The organism is Pedomonas sp., assembly GCF_036515995.1.
GTDB lineage: Bacteria > Pseudomonadota > Alphaproteobacteria > Sphingomonadales > Sphingomonadaceae > Pedomonas.
In genome coordinates, this window is record NZ_DATBUP010000185.1 from 1 (window position 1) to 21,715 (window position 21,715).

Below are 21,715 nucleotides of genomic sequence, written 5' to 3' on the forward strand. Positions count from 1 at the left end.
CGGGTTCGCGGCGACCATCGAGGCGGCGCTGACCGGCTCCTCTCAGCTGGTCAAGACGGACCTGGGCACGCTCGTCCTTACCGGCGCCAACAGCTACACCGGAGGCACAATGGTCGAGGCCGGCACGCTGCGGGCCGGCACCGCCAACGCCTTTGTCCAGAACGGCAGCTACATCGTCAACGGCGGCACGCTCGACCTGAATGGCCATGCGCTGACCATGGCCTCGCTCTCCGGCTCCGGCGGCACGGTTGCGCTGGGCGCTGCCAGCCTGACGGTTGCGCAGAACACGGATACCGTCTTTGCCGGCGGTCTCACCGGCAGCGGCAGCCTCACCAAGCAGGGAAGCGGCACGCTGACGATGACCGGTGCCAACAGCTACACCGGCAACACGGTGGTCGAGGCCGGCACGCTGCGGGCCGGCACCGCCAACGCCTTCGTCCAGAACGGCAGCTACGTGGTCAATGGCGGCACGCTCGACCTGAACGGTCACGCGCTGACCATGGCCGCGCTCTCCGGTGCCGGCGGCTCCATTGCGCTGGGCGCTGCCAGCCTGACCGTCGCGCAGAACACGGATACCGTCTTTGCCGGCAGTCTCACCGGCGCGGGCAGCCTCACCAAACAGGGCAGCGGCACGCTGACGCTGACCGGTGCCAACAGCTACACCGGCGGCACGGTGGTCCAGGCCGGCACGCTGCGGGCCGGCACTGCCAACGCCTTCGTCCAGAACGGCAGCTATACCGTGAACGGAGGTGCGCTCGACCTGAATGGTCATGCGCTGACCATGGCCTCGCTCTCTGGCTCCGGCGGCACGGTTGCGCTGGGCGCTGCCAGCCTGACGGTTGCGCAGAACACGGATACCACCTTTGCCGGCGGTCTCACCGGCAGCGGCAGCCTCACCAAACAGGGCAGCGGCACGCTGACGCTGACCGGTGCCAACAGCTACGCCGGCGGCACGATTGTCAAAGACGGCACGCTGCGGGCCGGCATCGCCAGCGCTTTCGTTCAGAACGGCAGCTACATCGTCAACGGCGGGACGCTCGACCTGAATGGTCACGCGCTGACCATGGGCTCACTCTCCGGCACCGGCGGCACCCTTGCGCTGGGCGCTGCCAGCCTGACCATCGCGCAGAACACGGATACCAGCTTTGCCGGCAGCCTCGCCGGCAGCGGCAGCCTCACCAAACAGGGCAGCGGCACGCTCATCCTCACCGGTGACAACAGCGGATTTGCCGGAATGGTCCGGCTTGCGGGCGGTCATATGGTGGTCGGCAAGACCGGCGCCGGCAGCCTTGGCGGCACCCTCCAGTTGAACGGGGGCAGCCGCCTCAGCGGCTCGGGCACTGTCGGCAGCACGGTCGTTGGCGATAAGGCAGTCCTCGCGCCGGGCAACTCCATCGGCACCCTGACAGTCAAAGGTGACCTCACCCTCAGCTCGGGTTCGCTCTATGAGGTGGAGAGTGATCCCGCCGGCGCCGCTAGCGATCGCGTCCATGTCACCGGGAAGATCCGCCTTGAGGGAGGCACGGTCCTGCATGTGGGCGAGGAAGGCGAGTATCGGCCCTTCGCCCGCTATACTATCCTGACGGCTGGCGGCGGCATCGAGGGCACCTTCGGCGGTGCGCTATCCAAATTCGCCTTCCTGACGCCTACCCTGTCTTACACCGCCCGCGAAGTATCGCTGGAATTGACGCGCAATACCGCCAAGTTTCAGGACAAGGTAGTGACCCGCAATCAGCTCGCCACGGCAACGGCGGCGGAGCGTCTCGGCGCGGGCCATGCGGTGTACGATGCGATCCTGACCTTGCCCGATGACGCAGCGCGCGTTCAGCACAGCTTTGATCTGCTTTCAGGCGAGATCCATGCCTCTGCCCGCTCGGTTCTCATTGAGGACAGCCGCTTCGTACGCGAGGCGGTTTCGCAGCAACTGCGCAGCGGATCCGGCGGCGGCCTATGGGGGCAGACTTTCAGCGGCTGGGGCAGCCGCAGCGGCAACGGCAACGCCGCACGGCTGACGCACAATACCCAAGGCATCTTGCTTGGTTGGGACGTGGCTTTGGGCGATGGCAGCGCAGGTCTGGTCGCAGGCTACGGGAACGCCGATCTGACAGTCGGCCAGCGTCTATCATCCAGCGAGGCGGAGAGCTATCACCTTGGCTTCTACTGGGGCGCGCGCCTTGGCAGCATCAGCCTGCGTGGCGGCGCGGCCTACAGTTGGCACGATCTGGAAACCCGGCGCGACGTGACTGTTGCTGCCCTGTCCCAGAATGTGCGTGCCGAATACAAGGCCGCAAGCGTACAGGCTTTCGCTGAGGCAGCCTGGGCAGTCCATCTTGGAAAGGCCGCGCTAGAGCCGTTCGCCAGTCTTGCTCACGTGATTAACACCGTGGAATCCTTTGGCGAGACCGGTGGCACCGCAGCACTCTCAGGGAGCGGCAAAGATCTGGCCGTCACCTTCGGCACGCTTGGGTTCAATGCACGCCTTGGGTTCGACCTCGGCAGCCTGCCTGCCTCTGTACACGGCAGCTTCGGCTGGCAGCATGCCTTCAGTGTCACGGCGCCAACCTCTCGCCACGGCTTTCCGGGCGGCGACCTGTTTGCGGTTGTGGGAAGCCCATTGGCACAGGACGTCGCGCGGCTCCAGACCGGCGTCCAACTGGATGTCAGCGAGCGGGCATCGCTCGGCCTCGGCTACAGCGGCCAATTTGCCGGGGGCGTTGAAAAACATGACCTGTCGGCGCGCTTGGCTGTGCGGTTCTGATAGAGACAAGGCTGCCGCAGCCTTGTCTCCTATGTGGCTTCAGTCCATGAGCGCCGCTGATCAGCCTGAGCTCGAAGCCGCAGCCTTGGGTCGGTGTCTTGCCTCCAAGACACCGACCCAAGGCGATACATTAACAGCAGACCGGGCTGTGCTTTACAAAAGCAGCCGATGCCGCATCCCGGTAATCTTGACTTATGGTAAGCATCGCGCAGCCGGCCTCCGGACGGCCGGTGACGATCAGGACATCCTTTAGTGCCGACAAGAGCACGAAGTTAGGATGCCCGCCAGCCAAAGCCCTTGCGCCGTCCTCGGACTCCAACCCCCAGGAGCGCCAGAGCCCCTGCAAACATCCAAAGAGCCGCACCCTGGCCCACGATTTCTTCAAGGCCATGGATCACCAATGGCACCATGAACTGGGCAACATACAGGCTGGAGAGGATCAAGCCGGCAGCAAGCGCCTGAACTGCGGCTGCCGCCTTGCCGAGGATGATCGTCTTGAAAAGCGGCGCGACAATACCGCCGCCGATACTGAGCAGGACGAACCCTGAGAGCAGCAGCACGGGGCTGGACGCAAGTGCAGCCAGCGCAACGCCGCATCCCAGCATCAAGAAGGTGAGCCGCAAAAGATGAGGCACGCCGATCCATCGCAGCAGCGGCGCGAAAAGGGCTGCGCTGACCGCCGAAATGACGGCGGCAAGAGAAAGAACAAGTCCTATGCTCGATGCGCTTGCGATCTCGACTCTGGTCAGCAGGAACGGCCCCTTTGCATGGAGGAAAAACAGGCCCGCTGCCGCCATCAGCAACAGAAGGTATGTCGAAAGCAGCGGCCGCAAGTCGGACAGGGGCTGCGTCCTCCGCCCGGCGGGCGGCGTTCCCTCCTTGCGGGTGGCGAACACCATGGCGAGCAGGACCGTCGTTGCCAGATAAAGCAGGAACGGCCCGCGCGCGCCCAGGGCTTCCACCAAAAGGCCGCCCAGAAGCAGACCGCCCATGCCCAGGAAAGACCCGCATGCAGATGTCCAGCCGAAGAGGCGGTTACGGACGCCCTCTTCATAGCGCGTGGCAATGAGCGCGAGACTGAGGGTGGATACAGCACCGGCACATAATCCGATCAGCAGCCTGGATGCGAAAAGCAGTGCCAGGCTGTCCAGGACCAGTCCCGCGCTACCTGCAACGGCAAAGAGGCTCACCAGCCCGAGCAGAGCCGTTCGGATCGAGCAGACCTTGAGGAGCAACGCGCTGAGCGGACCGCCGAGGATGACCATGACGGCCGGAGCGGCCATCAGCATCTGCGCGATGAGATTCGCATCAAGCGTACCGCCTGCAAAAGATGCCGCCAGCGCCGGCAGTGCCGGCACCAATGGCGTTGTTACAAGGCTGACCACTGCGGTGCCGAGCACCGCAGTGGTCGTCTCGAGTGCGCTAGGGTTATGACCCTGCATCAGAAGCGCACCGACAGCTCAAGGCCCCAGGTGCGCGGGTCGCCGTACCACACACCGGCATATCCAAGTGCGCCAAAGTCGATGGCTCGCGTCGTGTGCTTCTTGTCGGTCAAATTCTTCACGAACGCGGTCAGCGACCAGTCGCCATTGCCAATGGCAACGTCGTCCAGGCGGATCTGCGCGTCCACCAGCGAACGTCCGGGGCTGACGATATCATCAAAGAACGGCATGCCGACCGGGGTGGCGAAGAAGTACATCCTTGAACGGTAGTTCCAGTCGCCCCGCAGGGTCAGGGTCGCAAAGCTGCCCATGTCGAACGCGTATTCCATGCTGGCATTTGCCGTCACGGACGGCGCATTTTGAGGTTTGGCGCTGCCTGCAATATCACCGCCCAACGCATCGAAGCGCTTGATGTCGATATCGATATATCCCAGCGAGCCGGTCAGGGTCAGGCCTTGGGCCGGTATCGCGACGGCTTCCAGTTCGACGCCCTGATAGCTTGTCTTGCCTGCATTGACGATGATCTGTCCAAAGGTGCCGTTGGGGTTCAGCACCGGTTGCGAGACTTGCTGGTCTGTATAGCTGTTGATGAATGCCGCCGCGTTCAGCCGGAGACGGTTGTCCAGCAAGTCCGCCTTGATCCCCGTTTCATACGACCAGAGCTTCTCCGGGCGGAATGGAGACTGGGAACTGCGCACAGAATAGCCGCCCGACCGGTAGCCTCGGGCGACGCGGCCGTAGACGTTGACGTCTCCTGTAACGCGGTAGTCGAGGGTGGCGTTTCCGGTCGGTTCGCTGAAGCTGACGCTGTCATTGTTGATGAACGGCGCCGTCTGGTTCACCGACTTCTTGTCCCAGTTGTAGCGCCCCCCGATCGTCAGGCCCAAGCGGCCATCCAGCGCCTCCGGGCGATAGCTGACTTGCCCAAAGAGAGCCTCTGACCGCGATTTGGAACGATATTCCAGCAAGCCAGGGCTGACAAAGCCCTGATAGGCCAGTGCCGCTGGGAACAGCGCACGCTGCGCCTCCGGCAGGAAGGTTCGCACGTCGACGACAGCGACCGCCTGTTGGGGCGCACGTTCGCGACCGGTTTCAAGGAAGTAGAAGGCGCCGGCGACCCACTGGAGCGGGCCGTCGCCAGCAGAGGCGATTTCGAATTCCTGACTGAACTGACGCTGCCGCCGGTTATTGGAAGAATGGAACAGCCCGACGTCCCCGAGGTCCGGATCGTAGGGGTTGCCAGAGAACAGCAGGCCCCTCAGCCCCCCCTGGCCATCAAGGTCTGCGCGGGACTTGGAATTCCAGCCTCGAAAGGCGGTCGTTGTCTTGACTGTAATCTGGTCAAAATCCGCCGCCAGACGCACCATGTGCCCCCAGATGCGGTCATGCGCACCGCCATCGTTGTCCAGCGCGATCTCCTTTACCCGTTCTTTCTGAATGAGGGGCGCGTTGCCGCCCAGGGCCGGCGAGTTGTCCAGATATGCCCGCACCATGCTCGTGGCGTTGATCATTTGAAAGGCATAGGGATGGGCATTGCGGTCTGAATAATCGAACACGTAGTCGATCGTGACGGCGTCCAAAGGGTCGAGCGTGACCGCCGCGCGGACGCTGTCGATATTCTGAGCGCCTGGATCGTTTCGACTGCGCGCCAGCACGTTGTCGGTCAAGCCATGGCGCTCGCGGTGCGCGTAGGACAGCGTCACGCGGGCGCTGTCTGCGATCCGCCCGGTATCAAGCGTGAGCTTGCTGTTCCAGCTGCCGAACCGGCCAATTCCCGCCTTGGCGATCAGCCCGAAGTCTTCGGAGGGTTTGCGTGTGATGAAGTTGACGGCGCCGCCTGTGGTATTCCGGCCGAAAAGGCTCCCTTGCGGGCCGCGAAGCACCTCGATGCGCTCGATCTCGCCCACGTCGAACGCGCTTGCGCCCGAGCGGGCCAGATAGACTCCGTCGATATAAAGACCGATCGGCGTATCGAGCGTCATCATCTCGTCCGTCGGCGTTGCGATGCCGCGCAGCGTGATCACGCTGCCAACCGAGGTTGATGTGCCAGGCAGCACGTTCAGGTTCGGAGCGATGTTGGCCAGATCGGTTACCTCCGAAATGCCCAGCTTCTCCACGACATCTGCCGTCACCGCGCTGATGGCGATCGGTGTTCGCTGCAGGTTCTCGCTGCGGCGCTGCGCCGTCACGACGATTTCGCCAAGCCCGCTGACTGTCTCGTCGGCTGTCTGTGCCTGGACAGGCACAGCCATGGCTGCGCCTGCAAGCGCAATAAGGGATACACAACCCACCGGCTTCTTCATCACGTTCACTCCCCTGTCTTTTATTGCTTTTTGACGTCAAGCTTTCAGAGCTGCTGCGCCACCGCCGCCGAGACGGGGACCGGGAACCGCAGAAGTTGCTGACCCAGTGCCTTCCCCATCGGATCGAAGCGCAGAGACGCCGTGATGCCGCCTTCCAGCGCCGCGTGCAGCGTAAAGTTGACCGCGTTCAGGCTGGGGGCCTCATAGCGGTGCACTTCACCCGGCCGGCCATCCGGGAACAGATGTGCATACCATTCCGCCACGGCCTGCTCGCTCAGTGCCGCAAGAAGGAAGGGCAGATAATCAGGCTTGCGAGCAATGACGGCGATGTTGGAGATGTTGCCCTTGTCACCGCTTCGCACCCAGGCAAGCTTCCGCAAATGCACAACAGAGGGCGTCTCGGGCGTCGCCTGCTGCGGCAGTGACAGCTCCTTGACCTGGCTGTCCTGGAACCCGCCTTCGCTCGGGATGGGGACCTGCGTCTCCGTGCCATTGATAATCACCCGAGCCTCGATCAACTTCTTCTCGATGAGAACCGGGAAAAGCCTGAACAGAGGCGTCACGCCAAGACCGAGCGGAACGCAGGCATTGCCGGGCGCCATTGAAATACCTGCGGTGAACTGCTCGGAGACCAGAAGGCCCGCTGCCTGCGGGCTGTCGTGATCCGCTACGATGCGGCAGACGACTTCGCGGACTTCGCGGGCCAGAGACTGGGCATTGGCGCCATAAGAGCCCTCCGCACCGATCGTCTCGACGCGCGTTTCCCGCCATTCGCCCAGATTGCGCTGGCGCAGCATCTCCTGGGTACGATCGATCAGGGCCTGGCCGATGCGCTCTACCTTTCGCACGGCATCTTCCCCGCTGACGACAAAGCTGGCAGAGCCGCGCCAACCGTTATCGTAAGTCAGCAGCGCCTTGTAGGTGGACGTCGGCGGATACCCCCTCGCATTCGACACTCTCACCCGGTTCTCGCCGACCTGTTCAACCCGGACTTCGCTGAAGTCGCATGTCACGTCCGGCACGAAATAGCGCTGCGGATCGCTGACCTCATAGAGGAGCTGCTCGGATACCGTCCCGACGGAAACCAATCCGCCGGTGTTCTCTGGCTTGGTAATAATGGCTGTGCCATCCGGATGGCACTCGGCGATCGGATAGCCGATGTTGGCCCAGTCCTGCACATCTTCCCAATCGGTGAAGATACCGCCCGATGCCTGCGCGCCGCATTCAAGCAGATGCCCGATGAGAGTTCCGGCGGACAGCATGTCATAATCGTCCCTCGACCAGCCGAACTCGTGGATCAGCGGTCCCAGCGTTGCGGCGCTGTCGACGACACGGCCCGTCACCACAATCTGCGCGCCGCGCGAGAGCGCCTCGGCAATCGGAAGAGCGCCGAGATAAACGTTGGCGGTCGTGATGCGCTTGTCCGGAAAGGGTGCGCCCGAGAACATGTCGCGGTAGCCGGTCGCTCGCAACGCGTCGGCACGGCTCAGGATATTGTCACCTTCCACATAAGCGACAACCGGCTTCAACCCCAGTTCGGCTGCCAGTTTCTCAATGGCAAGAGCGCACTCGCGAGGGTCGAGGCCACCGGCATTGGCGACGACACGAACGCCCTTGGCCATGATCTCGCCGAGATTTGCCCGGAGATGTTCAAGGAACTCGGCCATGTAGCCAGTGCCGGATTTTTCATCAAGGCGACGGGCCAGAATCGGCATGTTCCCCTCGCCCATGCAGTCGAACGCAAGGTAATCGACACCTGCTTTGAGCAACTGAGGCACTGCAATCGCGCTGTCGATGAAGCCTGCCGACGCGCCGCCGATCCTGACCATACGGTTGGGCATGATTATCCTCCCTCATGCATATCCCTTGACCAGTCGATACGGAAAATCCGCGAGCAGACAACGATGCGGACCTCTGCCAGAGCGCCGGATTGCTGCAAGGCCGCCATAGTCTTCATGAAGTGCGGCAATGGCGGGCGGAACCGCGGCACGACGTGCCGTCGCAGGACGCATTTGCGACAGCCGCACAAGGCAGTAAGATGGTGACAGGACAGATTTGTGCGGAGGGATCGGCCGATGCAGAGCAGCCTGTTTGAAGTGGAACGCCAGATTGCATCACCCAGGCTCACCGTCCAGCTGCGCAAGAGCGTCTGGACGAAGGCGGAGCCCATCCAGGTGGTCATGGCGACGAATGTGCTGGTCAACCTGGTCTCCAGTCATGCCGACACCGTCTCGGCAGCTGACATCCGCAGCGGGGATAAACGGCTCCGGCCGCTGGGCAGGACCTCTTACCTGTCCTGCGGGGCGCCGATCCTCATCAAGCCCCGCGCTGCAGGAACCATACGCAGCCTTGGCTGCGTCTTCTCGAACGAGCTTGTTGAGCAAATGATGGAGATGGGGTTCGATCCGGCGCGAATTGATCCAACCGTCGGATGGAACCTGAGCTCGCCCGCCATCGCTCCCTTGATCGCCCATTTGATCCAGGAGTTGAAGCAACCTGGCTTTGCCAGCGAACTGCTCGTAGATTCACTGGGGCTGGCCATGGCGGTAGAGCTGTCCCGCGCACTCGTTCACCGGAACCGCCAGCCCCATTTCAAGGGCGGACTTGCGCAGTGGCAGCTCCGCCGTATCGACAGTCGCCTGCGTGAGATGGGCAAGCCTCCCGCCAATTATGAACTGGCAGAGCTGTGCGGTGTCAGCGAACGTCACTTGATGCGCGCCTTCCGGACGGCGACAGGCCATACGCTGCAGGCACATGTCGAGGCCCGCCAACTTGAAAAGGCCGTCCGCCTCCTGCAGACAGACATGCCGCTCAAAACCATCGCGGCATCTCTGGGGTTCTCAAGCCCGCAGAACTTCTCTGCTGCCTTCAAGCGGATGACAAACGCCACGCCGTCGCAGTACCGCCAGAGACACCGCGCCGGCATCGCTGACTGCCATCTTCCTGCCAGCTGCCGCCTGACGTAGCGTTCTGAAAAAAGCAAGAGCCCGCGCCACCAGCAAACAAATAAATCACATACAGCTGACGCTTATTGTATGCTCTGTGGTGCAGCCGACATGGTCGAAGTCCGGCAAACCAGAGCCTTCTGCAACTGGCGTCGCAGACCGATGGACCGACATGCACGAAAGCGGATCGCGGCACGTGGCCTGCTCGGCGACGAGCCCGTATCGTTCGATGCTGTTCTCACTCGGATCAAGACGGCGCAGGATGTTATCGACGTTTCGACTGACGGCGATGGCTGCTGAGAGCATGCGGGATGTTCGGCTTACATGAGCAGTTTGAGGGTACCACGGGCGGTGGCGCATCGGCTCTCCAATATCGGCGCAGTGCGCAACTATAAGCGGCGTTGCGCGACGGCCAGAACGACAGGTTGCCATAAGGAACTTGCAGCTCCGGCGACTTGCCAGAAAATGGCGAATGCTGCAGACCAACGGGTGGAGCCGCTGCCTATGTCTATCATTGTTGCAGAGGTTGCCCGCAAGCTTGGTGGAGAGCCCGTGCTTGGCGGGGCGGTGCGTTCCCAGGCGGATCTGGCCCTGGCAGTGCGGCGGCGTCTGCCTCTAAGCGCTCTCAAAGGACTGGCTCAGGCCGGCTTGACGGATCAGGAGATCGAGCGGTGGGTCATCCCGCAGCGGACCCGCAGGCACCGCGCTGAGAAGAACCAGCCTCTCACCATCGAGGAGTCGGATCGCATCGTCCGGCTCCTATGGGTTCAGACGCTGGCCGAGGTGACCTTCGGCAGTATGGAGAAGGCCAACACCTGGTTGCGCCGTCCGCTTGTCGAACTTGATGGCGAGACCCCCTTGGCGCTGGCGCAAACCGAAGCCGGGGCCCGTGTTGTCGAGACGATCCTTGCCAAGATCGCCTGGGGCGCCGCTGCCTGATGATCTTGTGATCCCTATCCAGTCGACAGCACGTTGAGGCATTCGATGGCGGCTATGGCCTGCTGCTTGATGGGCGCTGGAATACAGTCGGCCATGCTGTCACCTATTGCGCCACCTCGCCACCGCTGTGCGTTCTGGAGAAGCTGGTTCATGTTCAGGATCCGGACCTGCTGCCCGAACTGGTCATGGTGCGGTATCATGTACCGGATGCACTTGGCATGGAAACCATCAATGTGGCCCAGCTGCCCTTCGGGTGGCAGCGCCAGGAGAGTCTGACGCAAGCAAGGGGCGATGCTTGGCACCAAGCCCTGACTGCGCCCCTGCTGAGGGTGCCGTCAGCCATCGTCCCACTTGAAGACGCACCGGATATGAACGTAATCATCAACCACAGGCACCCGGCCGTGAGGGAGATCGCTGTCGCTGCAACCGAACGGTTTGTGTTGGACTCGCGCCTGATTTAGCCAGATCGTCACTGCCCTTCGACGCATGGCTTCGAGCGTGCAATCGAAGCGGGCATAGATGAGCTGTCGCCTGGGCAGGGGATAACAGGCCTATGGCCGACCGGCATCAGTTCAGCGACCGGCTGCATAAAATCGGTTAAAATAGCCGTCACGAGCGCTGTCAGCCTGTCGCGGCCAGATGTTGCCGGTTGGCAGCAGGCAAGACTCATGCCTCGCGCTTTACGGCAGCGACGGTCACAGGTCGTCAATTTGTTGTCAATTTTGCCGGCGGGGAGCGGCACGGCTATATCGCAGCGGCGGTTTTGGCTTGACCCCGCCCGCACAGTTCAATTGGCCTTAACAGGTCGCGCTCCGCCCACGACAGGGCCGATCGTGCGATGATATTTGAAACTGCTCCGCAGGCGCAGGCAACCGCACATCCGGCCGCATACCCGCCCGCACATCCGGCGCCAGGCCTTTGCAGCAATCCCGGCGCACCGGCCCTCAGTGACCACGCCCAACTTGCGGCATTGGGGCACCCTGTGGCCCGCCTTCAGCGGCGGGCTGTACCGATAAGTGCGGTCGAGGGAACAGGAAGAACGGGCCGATCACCAGCCATTTTCCGCACCTCTGCAACCACTTCGGATTTTTCGAGCTCGTTCAGACTGGTCCAGTCCGGGGACATGCCAAACAGCGTATCCGGCTCGGCCAGTGCCTGCATGTCGAGTTTGTAGTCGAACGTCACCTGGTCGATCTGCGGATCCCCGAAGCCCGCTGCAACCAGTTCGCGGGCGAAATCCTCCGGAATGCTCAGCGCCTGGACAGCCGCCGGCATCGTCAAGCCTTCGCGTTCCGGGAACAGTTTCCGCCGAACCTGGCCGAGCAGCAGAAACGTTGCAGCGCCCTGATCCTGCCACGTCGCCACCACCCCGCACCCGCCCGGGCGCGTCACCCGCGCCATCTCCGACAATCCTTTGCGCCAGTTTGGGAACATGATTACGCCGAATATGGAGAAGACAGCGTCGAAACCGCCATCCGGCAGCGCGAGCGCCTGCCCGTCCATCACCTGCGCCTCGATGTTGGGCAGCCCTGCCGCTGCGATCCGGGCGACCATGCCGGGCGAGAAGTCGGTGGCCAGCACATGGGCTCCGGTTCGCGCCGCCGCAAGCGCAAGCGCGCCGGTGCCTGCCGCAACGTCCAGAACGCGGCTCTTGTGCGTCAGCGGCACACGCGCGAGCGCTGCTTGGGCAAACTGCGCTGTGAACGGATGAGCAGTTTTCTCATAATGCCGGGCCGCGCTGTCCCAGTGATCGGGATTTTCAAATTCACGCATCGGGATGCTCCACGAATCATGTAACTTTAAAAGTATCTTGATTCTGCGTGTTTGCCAATCCGTTCTGGCGTGCGAGGGAGTATGTCATGCGCGCCGACAGTCGCCTTTCCCGAATGCTTCACGTGCTGCTCCACATGGCGCGCCACGACGGCCCTCTCACGTCCGAGGCGATCGCACGCATGCTCGGGACGAACCCGGTGGTTGTCCGGCGCACGATGGCAGGCTTGCGCAAGGCCGGTTACGTGCGCTCGGAGAAAGGCCATGGCGGCGGCTGGGAGATTGCAGCGGACCTGGAGAAGGTCTCGCTTCTGGATATTCACCGCGCGGTGGGTGGCCCGCGCGTCTTTGCCATCGGCAGCGAACGCGCGAACCCGGAGTGCGCCGTCGAGAAGGCAGTCAACGAAGCGCTGGAGGACGTCCTGCACGAGGCCGAGGCGCTGCTGCTGGCGCGATTGGGCGCCGTCACGCTCGCCGAACTGGCTCGCAGCTTTGGCGAACGCTGCAGTGCCAGGCCCTGAAAGCCCGCGAAGCGACTGAAGCAGACGGCCGCTTTTCACGCCCTTGGTCGCACGCCAGTTACCGCATGGTATGTCGCCCTGCCCGCCAGTTGACCCAGACCCGGCGGCTTCGACGCCCGGTAATCCGGTGCGATCCGCAGTTCGCGGGCACACTGCCTGACGGCATGCCCGCCCCGCTGGGCCACGGCTCCGGTCGTATGATGCGACGGCATTGTTCAGGTTCCGACATCCCGACGGCTCGCTGCCGAACCCATCTGTTTTGAGAGCACAGGCGGGTTCAGCAGGACAGGGAGCAGGAGATCGTTTGGGTGTGAAGTTCAGGCTGACTTGTTTGACGGCGCAGTGCCGCCCGCGGGCCAGCCCGCCAGCGCCTGCTCGGCAACCGCCTCCAGCATCTCGCGGCTGAAGCCGGCCTTTGCCTGCACGGCCATGCCGTGAAGAACCGCCATCAGGTAGGCTGCAAGGGCATCCGGTCTGGCTGTCTCCGGCAAGTCGCCCTCCGCCTTTGCCCGCTCGAAGCGGGCACGCAGCTGCGCCTCGCCCTTTGCACGAAACTCGACCAGAGCTTGCCGGACGGCCTCTGAGTCATCCGTGCCTGCCAGGTTCCCATGAATACCCAGACATCCTCTCTGGTCAGGAAACCGGGTATTGAGCTCGGCCGAGCTGAAGAGGATATGCGCCGCAACTTCCCGCGCCGTGGGCAGCTGCAGCGCCCTGGGAAAGTGGTCCATGTATCGCTCCTCGTAGCGCTCCAGAGCGCGGCGGAAGAGGGATTCCTTGTTGCCGAAGGCAGAGTACAGGGCGGGCCTTTCCACGCCGATCGCCGCGGTCAGGTCGGCGTATGACGCACCCTCGTAACCCTTGCGCCAGAAGACGCAGAGCGCGGCATCCAGCGCCTTTTCCACATCGAACTCACGGTGCCGTCCCATCGGCTCCTCTCAGCTTTTTCATAATGGTCGTTATTAAACCACTTGACAGGCCATGTCCACATTTCATAACGATCGTTATTGTAATGCTCATTATGGTAATCGAGCTGGCAGCCGCCAAAGTCCGGCGTTGCCCTCATCTCACAGGGAAAGGTTCTGGCATGTCGAACTCACTCAAGGGCATGGTTGCCCTCGTTACCGGCGGCTCGCGCGGTCTTGGCGCTATGATCGCGCAAGCCCTTGCCGCCCAGGGTGCGGACGTTGCAATCAGCTATGTCGCATCAAAGCAAAAAGCCGATGCCATCGTCGACACGCTGAAGGCAAAAGGCGTGCGCGCCCTGGCAATCCAGAGCGACCAGGCCGATGCGACCGCGGCCGGGCCGCTGATCAGCAAAGTGGTGGAGCACTTCGGAAGGCTTGATATTCTCATCAACAATGCCGCCATTGCCGTGCAGGGTCAGACGGTCGATGACCCCGATCTCGACACGGCCAATCTCGACCGCCAGTGGCAGGTCAACGTCATGGGCGCGGTGGCGACGACGCGCGCGGCAGCTCCGGTCCTTTCCGATGGCGGTCGCATCATCTTCATCGGCTCGGCCCTGAGCACCCGCATCCCCTTCCCCGGCGTTGCCGACTATGCCGGAACCAAGGCGGCCATCGCCGGCTATGCCAGAGGCGTCGCCCGCGATCTTGGCGGACGCAACATCACGGTCAACGTCGTCCAGCCCGGCATCATGCCAACCGACATGGCCGCAGACGTACGCGACAACCTGCCCGAGGCGGTCATGGACATGCACGCGATCCGTCGCATCGCAACGCTCGAGGAAGTCTCTGCCCTCGTCTGCTTTCTGGCGGGACCGCACGGAGGCTACATGACCGGCGGCGTGATCGACGTTGCTGGCGGCGTCCAGATCTGATCACTGGGGACCACCCTTTCCACATGAAGGAACTAGAGATGACCACCAAGTTTGGTGCAACATCGACCGCCGATGACGTGCTGGCCGGCACTGATCTCAAAGACAAGCGGTTCCTCGTGACAGGCGCCGCATCAGGCATCGGACTGGAGACGGCGCGCGCCCTGGCCCTGCGGGGCGCCAGTGTCGTCGGGGCTGTCCGGGATACTGCCAAGTCCGCGCCTGTCATTGCACCGGCCCGGACCGCAGCAGCGCAAAGCGGCGGCAATTTTGAGTTGATCAGGCTTGATCTGGCATCTCTCAAGAGCGTTCGAGCCTGCGCCGACCAGTTGCTCGCGGATGGCCGTTCGTTCGACGCCATCATCGCCAATGCCGGCGTCATGGCAACGCCCTTTGGCCGGACGGTTGACGGCTTTGAGAGCCAGCTCGGGATCAACCATCTCGGCCATTTTGCGCTTGTCAACCGGATCTCCTCGCTGCTTGCCGATGGCGGACGCCTGGTGGTGCTCTCCTCCCAGGCGCACCGCGCCTCTGACATCGACCTGGATGACCTCAATTTTGAGACCCAGCCCTATGATCCATTTATCGCCTACGCCCGATCGAAAACCGCCGCATCGCTCTTCGCCGCGGAGTTCGATCGGCGGTACCGCCATCGCGGCATCCGGGCCGCTTCGGTGATGCCTGGAAACAGCTTGACCAACCTTCCCCGCCATCTCTCAGCGCAGGACCTGCAGGTCCTGCTCGAGACCGCCGGCAGGGCCCGCGCCGATTCCGGGCTTGCGCCGGCAGCACTGAAAGACATCCCGCAGGCTGCCGCAACCTCGGTCTGGGCGGCGTTCATGGCTGACAAGGATGAAATCGGCGGACACTATCTGGAGGACTGCGCGGTCGCGCCGATCAATGACATACCCAACCCGTTTGCAGACGGCGTCCGATCCTATGCGCTTGATGCCGGGAGCGCCACGGCCCTCTGGGCAAAGAGCGAGGCGCTGCTCAGCATCATATCCTGACGCCCAAGGCGCACATCCAAAGCCCCGGCCGGAGTACAATCCGATCGGGGCTTTTAAGGTCCTGTGCGGGTCCTTCGTTCCTGGCCACGGGGCAAGCCGGCCTGAAATTCCCGTTAACGCAGTCATCCCTCGCCTGTCGCTGCCTGATCAGGCAATCTCTTGAATCACAGAGATCCGCCAAGTTTGCCAGCAAAGCGGTCGTTTCTAAAATTGTTGGTGGTGCCTGCCGTTCCCCGCGGAACCCGCAAGCTGGCGACAGGGAGACATTGTGCACGGCATGAACCCGTCCGTGCTAGACCGATCCCTGACGGGGCGAGACTGCACGCATACTCGCGATCCTGCGCAAACGGAACTCGGCCTCCTTTCGCCACGTCCCGTCTTTGCCCAGCCGCTCGCCCGTCCAAACGAAGCTTTGATTGCTGATATCGTTGAAACTCCATCGAATGGAATCGCCGTCTCCTTCTCCGAGGAGCACGATCCTGTTGCCGTCCCGGCGGCCGGAGAGTGCGTTTACGGCGCCGCTGACCGGGTTGATCCAGGTGATCCGCCACAGTCCCTCATCTCGGTCAAAGTGGCGAAGCGATGTGCCGTAGCGATTGTTCGCTGTCTGTGGCGCGCAAGAGGCGCAACGCAGGGCGCGCGGCGGCGAGATCCAGACATCCTGAATTGCGCGGCCTTCAAGGACCCATGAGAACCACCACTCGCCAGCGCCCGTTCGGACCTCGCCGTCGGGATCATAGTCGAACACGTCGGCCGACCACCCGCCCACGAGCCATCCGAAATCCGCCGCGACGTCGGCCATGTCGTCGGCCGGGCCGGGCGATACCAGCGCCCCGGCAAAGCCCGGCTGGCCGTGCATGGCGGATGGCTGCCGAGCAAGCCCGCCGGCGCCAAGGCGCAGCCATATGCCTGCATAGTCGGTGGGAAAACCGTCCTCGTCGACCTCGACCTGTGCCTCGAAGCCGCTCGCGAGGCTGCGGTAGTGATAGCGGCGGTCCGCAATTCGCTGGTAGGACTGTTCTGCAACTTCGACATCGAGCGACGGGAAGCGAACCCACGCCGCCCGAATGGTGCTCGACGCCCCCGGAGCGAGCCGCAGGCGGTTCACGGGAAGTGCGTTCGTGCTCGGGCTGACGCCGAGGTCGACATCAGTGCAACCGGCAAGGTCTGGTGCCGTGGCGCCATTGCGCCTCCACGTCCCGCGCCCGTCGTGCTCCAGCAGCAGGCTGGCGGCGGATCCATGATAGGTCTGCGCCAGGGCGACCTTGCGCGTCTGCCACATGTCATCGCAATCGCCCTGATACTCGATACGCAGCGGCGCACCTTTCTCCGAAACAAGGACGGTGCCGCCAAAGCTCAGGCCGGACGGGCCTTGCCGGACATAGGCATGCTCAAAGCTGAGATCGTCCATGACACGGCGCCAGATGATCTCTTTATCACGAACCATTCGCATATCCCCTGTCGCCAGAAGCCTGGAGGGCACGAGCGGCAAGACGGCCGCACCAATCAGCACCGTGCGCCGGCTATAGTCGCCCATTCCCTTTGCTCCTGCTCTTCAAGTCTGGCCAGAGAACTAATGGCTCCAGCGTGACAACTCTTGGTGAATCTTGCTATCGTGGGGCATGGCGGACACGGGGCAAGAACAGGACAAGGCAAGCGTGCGCGTGCTTGCAGAAGGGCCAGGCTGGCGCGTCAGCGATATCCTGTGCACGGCCGGGCCTGGAGATACGCCGTTCGAGGAGGCTCACCAGTGGGTCTCGATTTCCGCCGTCGTTTCAGGGTCGTTCGTCTATCGCTCGACCCACGGCCGCCGCGTGATGGCTCCCGGGTCGTTCCTTCTTGGCAATCAGCATGCCTGTTTTGAATGTTCGCACGAACACGGGCATGGGGATCGCTGCATCGCCTTCCATTACGACCCGAGCCTTATTGAGGACGCTAGGCGGGGGCTGCGCGGCGTCGGCGGACTGCATTTTCGCGAGCACAGGCTCCCGCCGCTCGATCATCTTCTTCCGTTTGTTCACGAGGCCTCCCGGCTGGCACAAAATGCGTCGCTCGCCGAGGCGGAGGCCACTGCATACTGCCTGGCTTCCGCCGTTCTCGCAACTGCCTTTGATGCGGCTGAGACGCCGGCCACGCTCAAGGACGAAGCAAGAGTGGCGGCAGCCATTCATCTTATCAACAATTCGTACGATGAGCCATTGACGCTCGACCTGCTGGCCCGCCAGATCGGCATCTCAAAGTTTCACTTTGCGAGAATCTTCCGTCAGGTCGCCGGCGTGACGCCTTACGCATATATCCTGAACAGAAGACTGACAGCCGCCGCGGATCTGCTGTCAACGACGGACCTCTCGGTTCTCGACATTTCGTTGTCGTGCGGGTTTTCCGACCTTTCGGAGTTCACCAGAAGATTCAAAGCGCGGTTCGGAGCGCCGCCTGCGGCCTACCGCAGGCATGTCGCATCGCAGTCTTCCCTCCGGCTGGCGCGGCTAGGTTCAGATCATCGATCGATCTGATACGCGGGCGCCATGGCACGTCGGCTCCTGCCTTCGACGCGGGGAGCACTGCCGACAAGACAGCTCGGGGCGGCGGCCCTCCTCCAGTTCGGCTCGGTTGCAGGCGGTCAGGAGACGGCGGACTACGGCTTCCTCTAGCGCCTTCACTCGAGCAATAACGCTGGATTGTGCCGCTCCGAGCGCGTCCGCAGCGTGGCGGAAGTTAAGATATTGGGCAACCGCGAGCGTCTGAATCAGCGAGCCATGGGAGTGCGCGAACCAAGCATTTTTCGGTTCAATAAGTGATTTATATGCCTCGGCCCGCGCCTTCTATGCGCCAGCTATACCCCACGATACTACGCGTGGAACGGTCACCCTCTGCTTCGGCCATCTGCGCGGCAACACAGGCAGCCTCTCACTCACGTCAAATGGCGGGAAGGCTGCGCCGGTAGCAGATGCGGCCGTTACGCGCTCGGTTGGCGCCGCTTTGTTCGATGTGATGTTCTTCGCGCTGGTCTAGGGCCTTGCGCACCTGCTGGCCGAATCCAACAGGGGCAAGATCGGCTATTTCGCGATGAAGCAACCACCGGTCCAGCCATGTCGCGCCGTTTGTCAACCGCATTGGCGGCAAGTGTGGCGGTGTTTTGGCCAAGACGACCAACGGCCTGCATCCGGATTGTTCCCAAAACCCCAGCTTGGATCATTCAAAGCTTGCTGGATGTCGATAAGGCCGAGCGCAGCGTTTGATGGCAGCCGCAGCATGCTCGTCTCCCTGCTGAGGGCGAGAAGGGTGAGCGAGAAGATCAAAGTCCGAGTGCGGTCAGCTCGGGATGATCGTCGGGGCGGCGACCGAGAGGCCAATGGAGCTTCCGGTCGCTTTCTGTAATCGGCAGGTCATTGATGCTGGCGATGCGCCGCCGCATCAGGCCGCTCGCGTCGAACTCCCAGTTCTCGTTGCCGTACGAGCGGTACCAGTGGCCGCTGTCATCATGCCACTCGTAGGCAAACCGCACCGCGATGCGGTCACCCGAATAGGCCCAGAGCTCCTTGACCAGCCGGTAGTCGAGTTCGCGCGACCACTTGCGCATGAGGAAGGCCACGATCCCGTCGCGCCCTTGCAGAAGCTCGGCGCGGTTGCGCCATTGGCTGTCCGGGGTGTAGGCAAGCGACACGCGGTGGGGATCCCGGCTGTTCCAGGCATTCTCCGCCAGGCGCACCTTCTGCGCGGCGGTCTCGGCGGTGAAGGGCGGCAGCGGGGGATGGGCGTGCGGTTCGGTCATGATCATGTCTCCTCTGGATGGGCGCAAGATTGGGGCGCGGCGCGTCAGGCGCAGGTAAGCAGGCGTGCGAATTGCGGATCGGGCACGCATCAGGCGCCCCACCCGGTCATCACCGGAAAGCCCGGTAGCGCTGCGACGCGCGCGGTCCACGCGCGCACGTTCGAATAGGCGCCAAGATCAACCCCGCCCTGCGGGCGCAACGCCAGATAAGGCGCACAGGCGAGATCGGCGATCGTCAGCCGTCCGCCTTCGAGCCAGCCGCTCGCCTCGAGTTGCCGCTCGACCAGATCAAGAGCACGCTTCGTCCGGGCGGCGGCAGCGATAGGGTCGATCGTCACCCCGAAGAGGGCAGCGAGGCGCAGGCGGTTCGGCCCTTGCGCGATTTCGTCCGCGGCCAGTGATAGCCAATGGGCAATGCGGCCACGCTCGGCAGCATCGTATCCGTCCCACTCGCCCGGGCGGTAGGCGGCGGCGAGGTAGACGAGAATGGCCTGGCTGTCGCGCAAAACCACCTCGTCATCAACAAGCACCGGCACCTGGCCGAGCGGTTTGAGGTCGGTGAACGGTGGACGCTTGTGCGCACCACCGGTCAGTTGCACCTCCTCGAAGACAAGCCCGAGGAAGCGCAGCGCCATGCGGACTTTCTGGGCATTGCCCGAGGGTGCCAGGCTGTAGAGCGTGATCATGGCTGAGCCTCGTTTGCCAGCCGGACGCGCAGCTCAGCGTTTTCGCGCTCGAGTTCGGTGATCCGGTGGCGATGAGGCTCGAGGAGAGCCTCGATGTCATTTTCCGTGAAGCGGGGCGTGATGTGCTGGGGACAGTTCCAGTCGATGCCCGCGATACGGATCAGAAATCCGCGCTCCACCCGGGCCCGATAGTCAGGCAGCTCGAGGGCGGCGATCAGCGTGGGCTCGGCGTCCATGTCGATGATCCGGGCGTGGCCCAGAATTTTCAGACGGCGGCGGTTCGGGTAATCCATGAGGATCAACGACACCCGATCATCGCGCAGCAGATTGCCGGTACTGACGTACTGCCGGTTGCCGCGGAAGTCGGCAAAGCCGATCGTCTGCTCGTCGAGCGTCTTGAGGAAGCCCGTGGGGCCGCCACGGTGCTGGACGTAGGGCCAGCCCGTTTCAGACACCGAGGCCATGTAAAAGCTGTCCCGCGCCATGATGAACCCGGCTTCCTTCTCGCTGAGCCGGTCGCGTGCGGGTGCGTCCGGCTCAGCGAGGCGCTGGTAGGAGCCACGCGAGCCGAACTGCGCCTGGAGCGCCTTCACGCTCGGCGTAAACATGATCTCTGAAAAGCGGTGCGCCATGGCTGTTGGCTCCCAGACGGATGGTAGAGGCTGCGGGACTTACGCTGCCTGTTTCAGCTCGACCTTGGGAAAGTCGATCTCGACCCGGCTTGCCCTGCCGAGGATGTTTGTGAGGATATTCATGCCAACGTGCGTAATGATCTCGACAATCTCGGCATCCGAGTAGCCCGCGCTGTGGATTGCCAGCAGTTCGGCGTTGGTCACATCGCCCATGTTGTCCGCCAGCGCGCGGGCGAAGGCGACGGCAGCCGCTGCCCTGGCATCCCGACTGGTGCCGGCGCGGTTGGCATCCATCTCATCGTTGGTGAGGCCGGCTTCGCGGCCGATGGCGGTGTGCGCCGACAGGCAATACTCGCAGGCGTTCTCCTGGGCGAGCGCGAGGGCGATGCGCTCGCGGGTCTGCGGATCGAGGCTCCCCTCGGCGACGATGCCATGGAGACCGAGGAAGGCTCGCAGCGCAGCCGGCGAGTTGGCAAGCACTTTGAGGAAGTTGGGCACAATGCCGAGCTGCGCCTGGATGGCATTGAACAGCGCCTGCTGTTCGGGCGAGGCGGTATCGTTGGTGACTGCAGTGATGCGGGACATGGGATTGCTCCTGTTGAGGCGCGACAGCGCGCTGAAGTTGGGCAAGCTACGAGATGCAACAGGTACGAAACGGCGGGTGGGCGCGAGGCAGCTCCGGGCAGGGTGATGCCTGTCCCGAGCCGGTGTTTGTCGGCATTCGGCGACGCAGCAGTTTCACTGTCCGGCCGGCAGTCCGGAGCGCCGCGGCCATGAGCAGGCTTGCTGGAGCCAGGGCCGCCCGCGACCGCCGCCCGGTGCGGGATCGTGCCAGACCCGCTGTAGCCGAGCCTGCGGTTCTGGCATTGCCTTGGAAGCTTAGGGGTTGCTGGCCATGCCGCAGCTCCACCGGGCTCGGCGACCAGCCGATCATTGTGAGTTTCATAAGCGCAGCTTCGAGCATGACACGCGCTATGGTTTGCTCTTCCTCGCTCTCGGCGTGACTGCCTGGCGGTTCAGCCGGTTGCGGAGCGGTTTGAAGCGACATGGGCGTATCCGGCCTGTTCGAGTTGCAGCGACAATACAGACAGGTCTGT

19 protein-coding genes and 2 pseudogenes are annotated in these 21,715 nt (G+C 63.2%); 9 read left to right on the plus strand and 12 right to left on the minus strand.

The genetic code is table 11. The features are described 5' to 3' along the window. The coding region (locus VIG90_RS13575) for an autotransporter outer membrane beta-barrel domain-containing protein (protein WP_331594058.1) at nucleotides 1-2,758 on the plus strand (2,758 nt) is incomplete at its 5' end. 272 nt (nucleotides 2,759-3,030) lie between these two features. Here VIG90_RS13575 and VIG90_RS13580 read toward each other — a convergent pair. The 3 genes from VIG90_RS13580 to VIG90_RS13590 form a co-directional block, all read right to left on the minus strand. Further along, a complete protein-coding gene (locus VIG90_RS13580) occupies nucleotides 3,031-4,200 on the minus strand; it encodes an MFS transporter (RefSeq protein ID WP_331594059.1) in 1,170 nt (389 codons plus the stop codon). Then, nucleotides 4,200-6,452 carry a TonB-dependent receptor gene (locus VIG90_RS13585; protein WP_331594060.1) on the minus strand — a complete coding sequence of 751 codons (2,253 nt, stop codon included), beginning with the start codon at nucleotides 6,450-6,452 and terminating at the stop codon, nucleotides 4,200-4,202. The genes VIG90_RS13580 and VIG90_RS13585 overlap by 1 nt, the downstream gene beginning before the upstream one ends. A 95-nt stretch (nucleotides 6,453-6,547) precedes the next feature. Next, nucleotides 6,548-8,344: an acyclic terpene utilization AtuA family protein gene (locus tag VIG90_RS13590; RefSeq protein ID WP_331594061.1), complete on the minus strand. Its 1,797-nt coding sequence runs from the start codon at nucleotides 8,342-8,344 to the stop codon at nucleotides 6,548-6,550. 234 nt (nucleotides 8,345-8,578) lie between these two features. On the opposite strand from VIG90_RS13590, the gene VIG90_RS13595 reads away from it, so the two are divergent. From VIG90_RS13595 to VIG90_RS19885, 3 genes are all read left to right on the plus strand, one after another. Continuing rightward, nucleotides 8,579-9,469 carry a helix-turn-helix transcriptional regulator gene (locus VIG90_RS13595; RefSeq protein WP_331594062.1) on the plus strand — a complete coding sequence of 297 codons (891 nt, stop codon included), beginning with the start codon at nucleotides 8,579-8,581 and terminating at the stop codon, nucleotides 9,467-9,469. Nucleotides 9,470-9,952: 483 nt separating this feature from the next. Beyond that, nucleotides 9,953-10,387 (plus strand): antitoxin Xre/MbcA/ParS toxin-binding domain-containing protein, encoded by a 435-nt coding sequence (locus tag VIG90_RS13600; RefSeq protein ID WP_331594063.1) that lies wholly within the window; start codon nucleotides 9,953-9,955, stop codon nucleotides 10,385-10,387. A 62-nt stretch (nucleotides 10,388-10,449) separates the two neighbouring features. Continuing rightward, nucleotides 10,450-10,848, plus strand: a complete 399-nt coding sequence (locus tag VIG90_RS19885) for an RES family NAD+ phosphorylase (RefSeq protein ID WP_414695504.1) — start codon at nucleotides 10,450-10,452, stop codon at nucleotides 10,846-10,848. Nucleotides 10,849-11,380: 532 nt separating this feature from the next. On the opposite strand, the gene VIG90_RS13610 is transcribed toward VIG90_RS19885, so the two are convergent. Further along, nucleotides 11,381-12,160: a class I SAM-dependent methyltransferase gene (locus tag VIG90_RS13610; protein ID WP_331594065.1), complete on the minus strand. Its 780-nt coding sequence runs from the start codon at nucleotides 12,158-12,160 to the stop codon at nucleotides 11,381-11,383. 86 nt (nucleotides 12,161-12,246) lie between these two features. Here VIG90_RS13610 and VIG90_RS13615 point away from each other — a divergent pair, with 86 nt between their 5' ends. Continuing rightward, on the plus strand, nucleotides 12,247-12,678 hold the full coding sequence (locus tag VIG90_RS13615) for an Rrf2 family transcriptional regulator (RefSeq protein WP_331594066.1): 432 nt from the start codon (nucleotides 12,247-12,249) through the stop codon (nucleotides 12,676-12,678). A gap of 317 nt (nucleotides 12,679-12,995) precedes the next feature. On the opposite strand, the gene VIG90_RS13620 is transcribed toward VIG90_RS13615, so the two are convergent. Beyond that, the gene (locus tag VIG90_RS13620) at nucleotides 12,996-13,607 is read right to left on the minus strand and encodes a TetR/AcrR family transcriptional regulator (protein ID WP_331594067.1); all 612 of its coding nucleotides are present in this window, start codon (nucleotides 13,605-13,607) and stop codon (nucleotides 12,996-12,998) included. A gap of 158 nt (nucleotides 13,608-13,765) precedes the next feature. Between VIG90_RS13620 and VIG90_RS13625 the strand changes: the two genes are divergently transcribed. Then, nucleotides 13,766-14,521 carry an SDR family NAD(P)-dependent oxidoreductase gene (locus VIG90_RS13625; protein WP_331594068.1) on the plus strand — a complete coding sequence of 252 codons (756 nt, stop codon included), beginning with the start codon at nucleotides 13,766-13,768 and terminating at the stop codon, nucleotides 14,519-14,521. A gap of 38 nt (nucleotides 14,522-14,559) precedes the next feature. Next, nucleotides 14,560-15,528, plus strand: a complete 969-nt coding sequence (locus VIG90_RS13630; RefSeq protein WP_331594069.1) for an SDR family NAD(P)-dependent oxidoreductase — start codon at nucleotides 14,560-14,562, stop codon at nucleotides 15,526-15,528. Between the two features lie 292 nt (nucleotides 15,529-15,820). Here VIG90_RS13630 and VIG90_RS13635 read toward each other — a convergent pair whose 3' ends face one another. Next, complete coding sequence (locus VIG90_RS13635) at nucleotides 15,821-17,065, minus strand: putative glycolipid-binding domain-containing protein (protein ID WP_331594070.1); 1,245 nt, start codon at nucleotides 17,063-17,065, stop codon at nucleotides 15,821-15,823. An 85-nt stretch (nucleotides 17,066-17,150) separates the two neighbouring features. On the opposite strand from VIG90_RS13635, the gene VIG90_RS13640 reads away from it, so the two are divergent. Beyond that, entirely contained in the window at nucleotides 17,151-18,041 is an 891-nt protein-coding gene (locus VIG90_RS13640; RefSeq protein ID WP_331594071.1) for an AraC family transcriptional regulator, read from the plus strand. A 12-nt stretch (nucleotides 18,042-18,053) separates the two neighbouring features. Beyond that, complete coding sequence (locus VIG90_RS13645; RefSeq protein ID WP_331594072.1) at nucleotides 18,054-18,179, plus strand: hypothetical protein; 126 nt, start codon at nucleotides 18,054-18,056, stop codon at nucleotides 18,177-18,179. A 21-nt stretch (nucleotides 18,180-18,200) separates the two neighbouring features. Here VIG90_RS13645 and VIG90_RS19820 read toward each other — a convergent pair. From VIG90_RS19820 to VIG90_RS13670, 6 genes and pseudogenes are all read right to left on the minus strand, one after another. After that, a pseudogene (locus tag VIG90_RS19820) lies at nucleotides 18,201-18,320 on the minus strand (hypothetical protein); the annotation flags it as partial. A gap of 130 nt (nucleotides 18,321-18,450) precedes the next feature. Further along, nucleotides 18,451-18,681 (minus strand): annotated as a pseudogene (locus tag VIG90_RS13650) (DUF3363 domain-containing protein); the annotation flags it as partial. Between the two features lie 142 nt (nucleotides 18,682-18,823). After that, nucleotides 18,824-19,300 carry a DUF1348 family protein gene (locus VIG90_RS13655; RefSeq protein WP_414695503.1) on the minus strand — a complete coding sequence of 159 codons (477 nt, stop codon included), beginning with the start codon at nucleotides 19,298-19,300 and terminating at the stop codon, nucleotides 18,824-18,826. Between the two features lie 89 nt (nucleotides 19,301-19,389). After that, complete coding sequence (locus tag VIG90_RS13660) at nucleotides 19,390-19,986, minus strand: glutathione S-transferase family protein (protein WP_331594074.1); 597 nt, start codon at nucleotides 19,984-19,986, stop codon at nucleotides 19,390-19,392. Then, on the minus strand, nucleotides 19,983-20,618 hold the full coding sequence (locus tag VIG90_RS13665; RefSeq protein WP_331594075.1) for a pyridoxamine 5'-phosphate oxidase family protein: 636 nt from the start codon (nucleotides 20,616-20,618) through the stop codon (nucleotides 19,983-19,985). The genes VIG90_RS13660 and VIG90_RS13665 overlap by 4 nt, the downstream gene beginning before the upstream one ends. Nucleotides 20,619-20,657: 39 nt before the next feature. After that, nucleotides 20,658-21,203, minus strand: coding sequence for a peroxidase-related enzyme (locus tag VIG90_RS13670; protein WP_331594076.1), 546 nt, complete (start codon nucleotides 21,201-21,203; stop codon nucleotides 20,658-20,660). Nucleotides 21,204-21,715 lie beyond the last annotated feature (512 nt).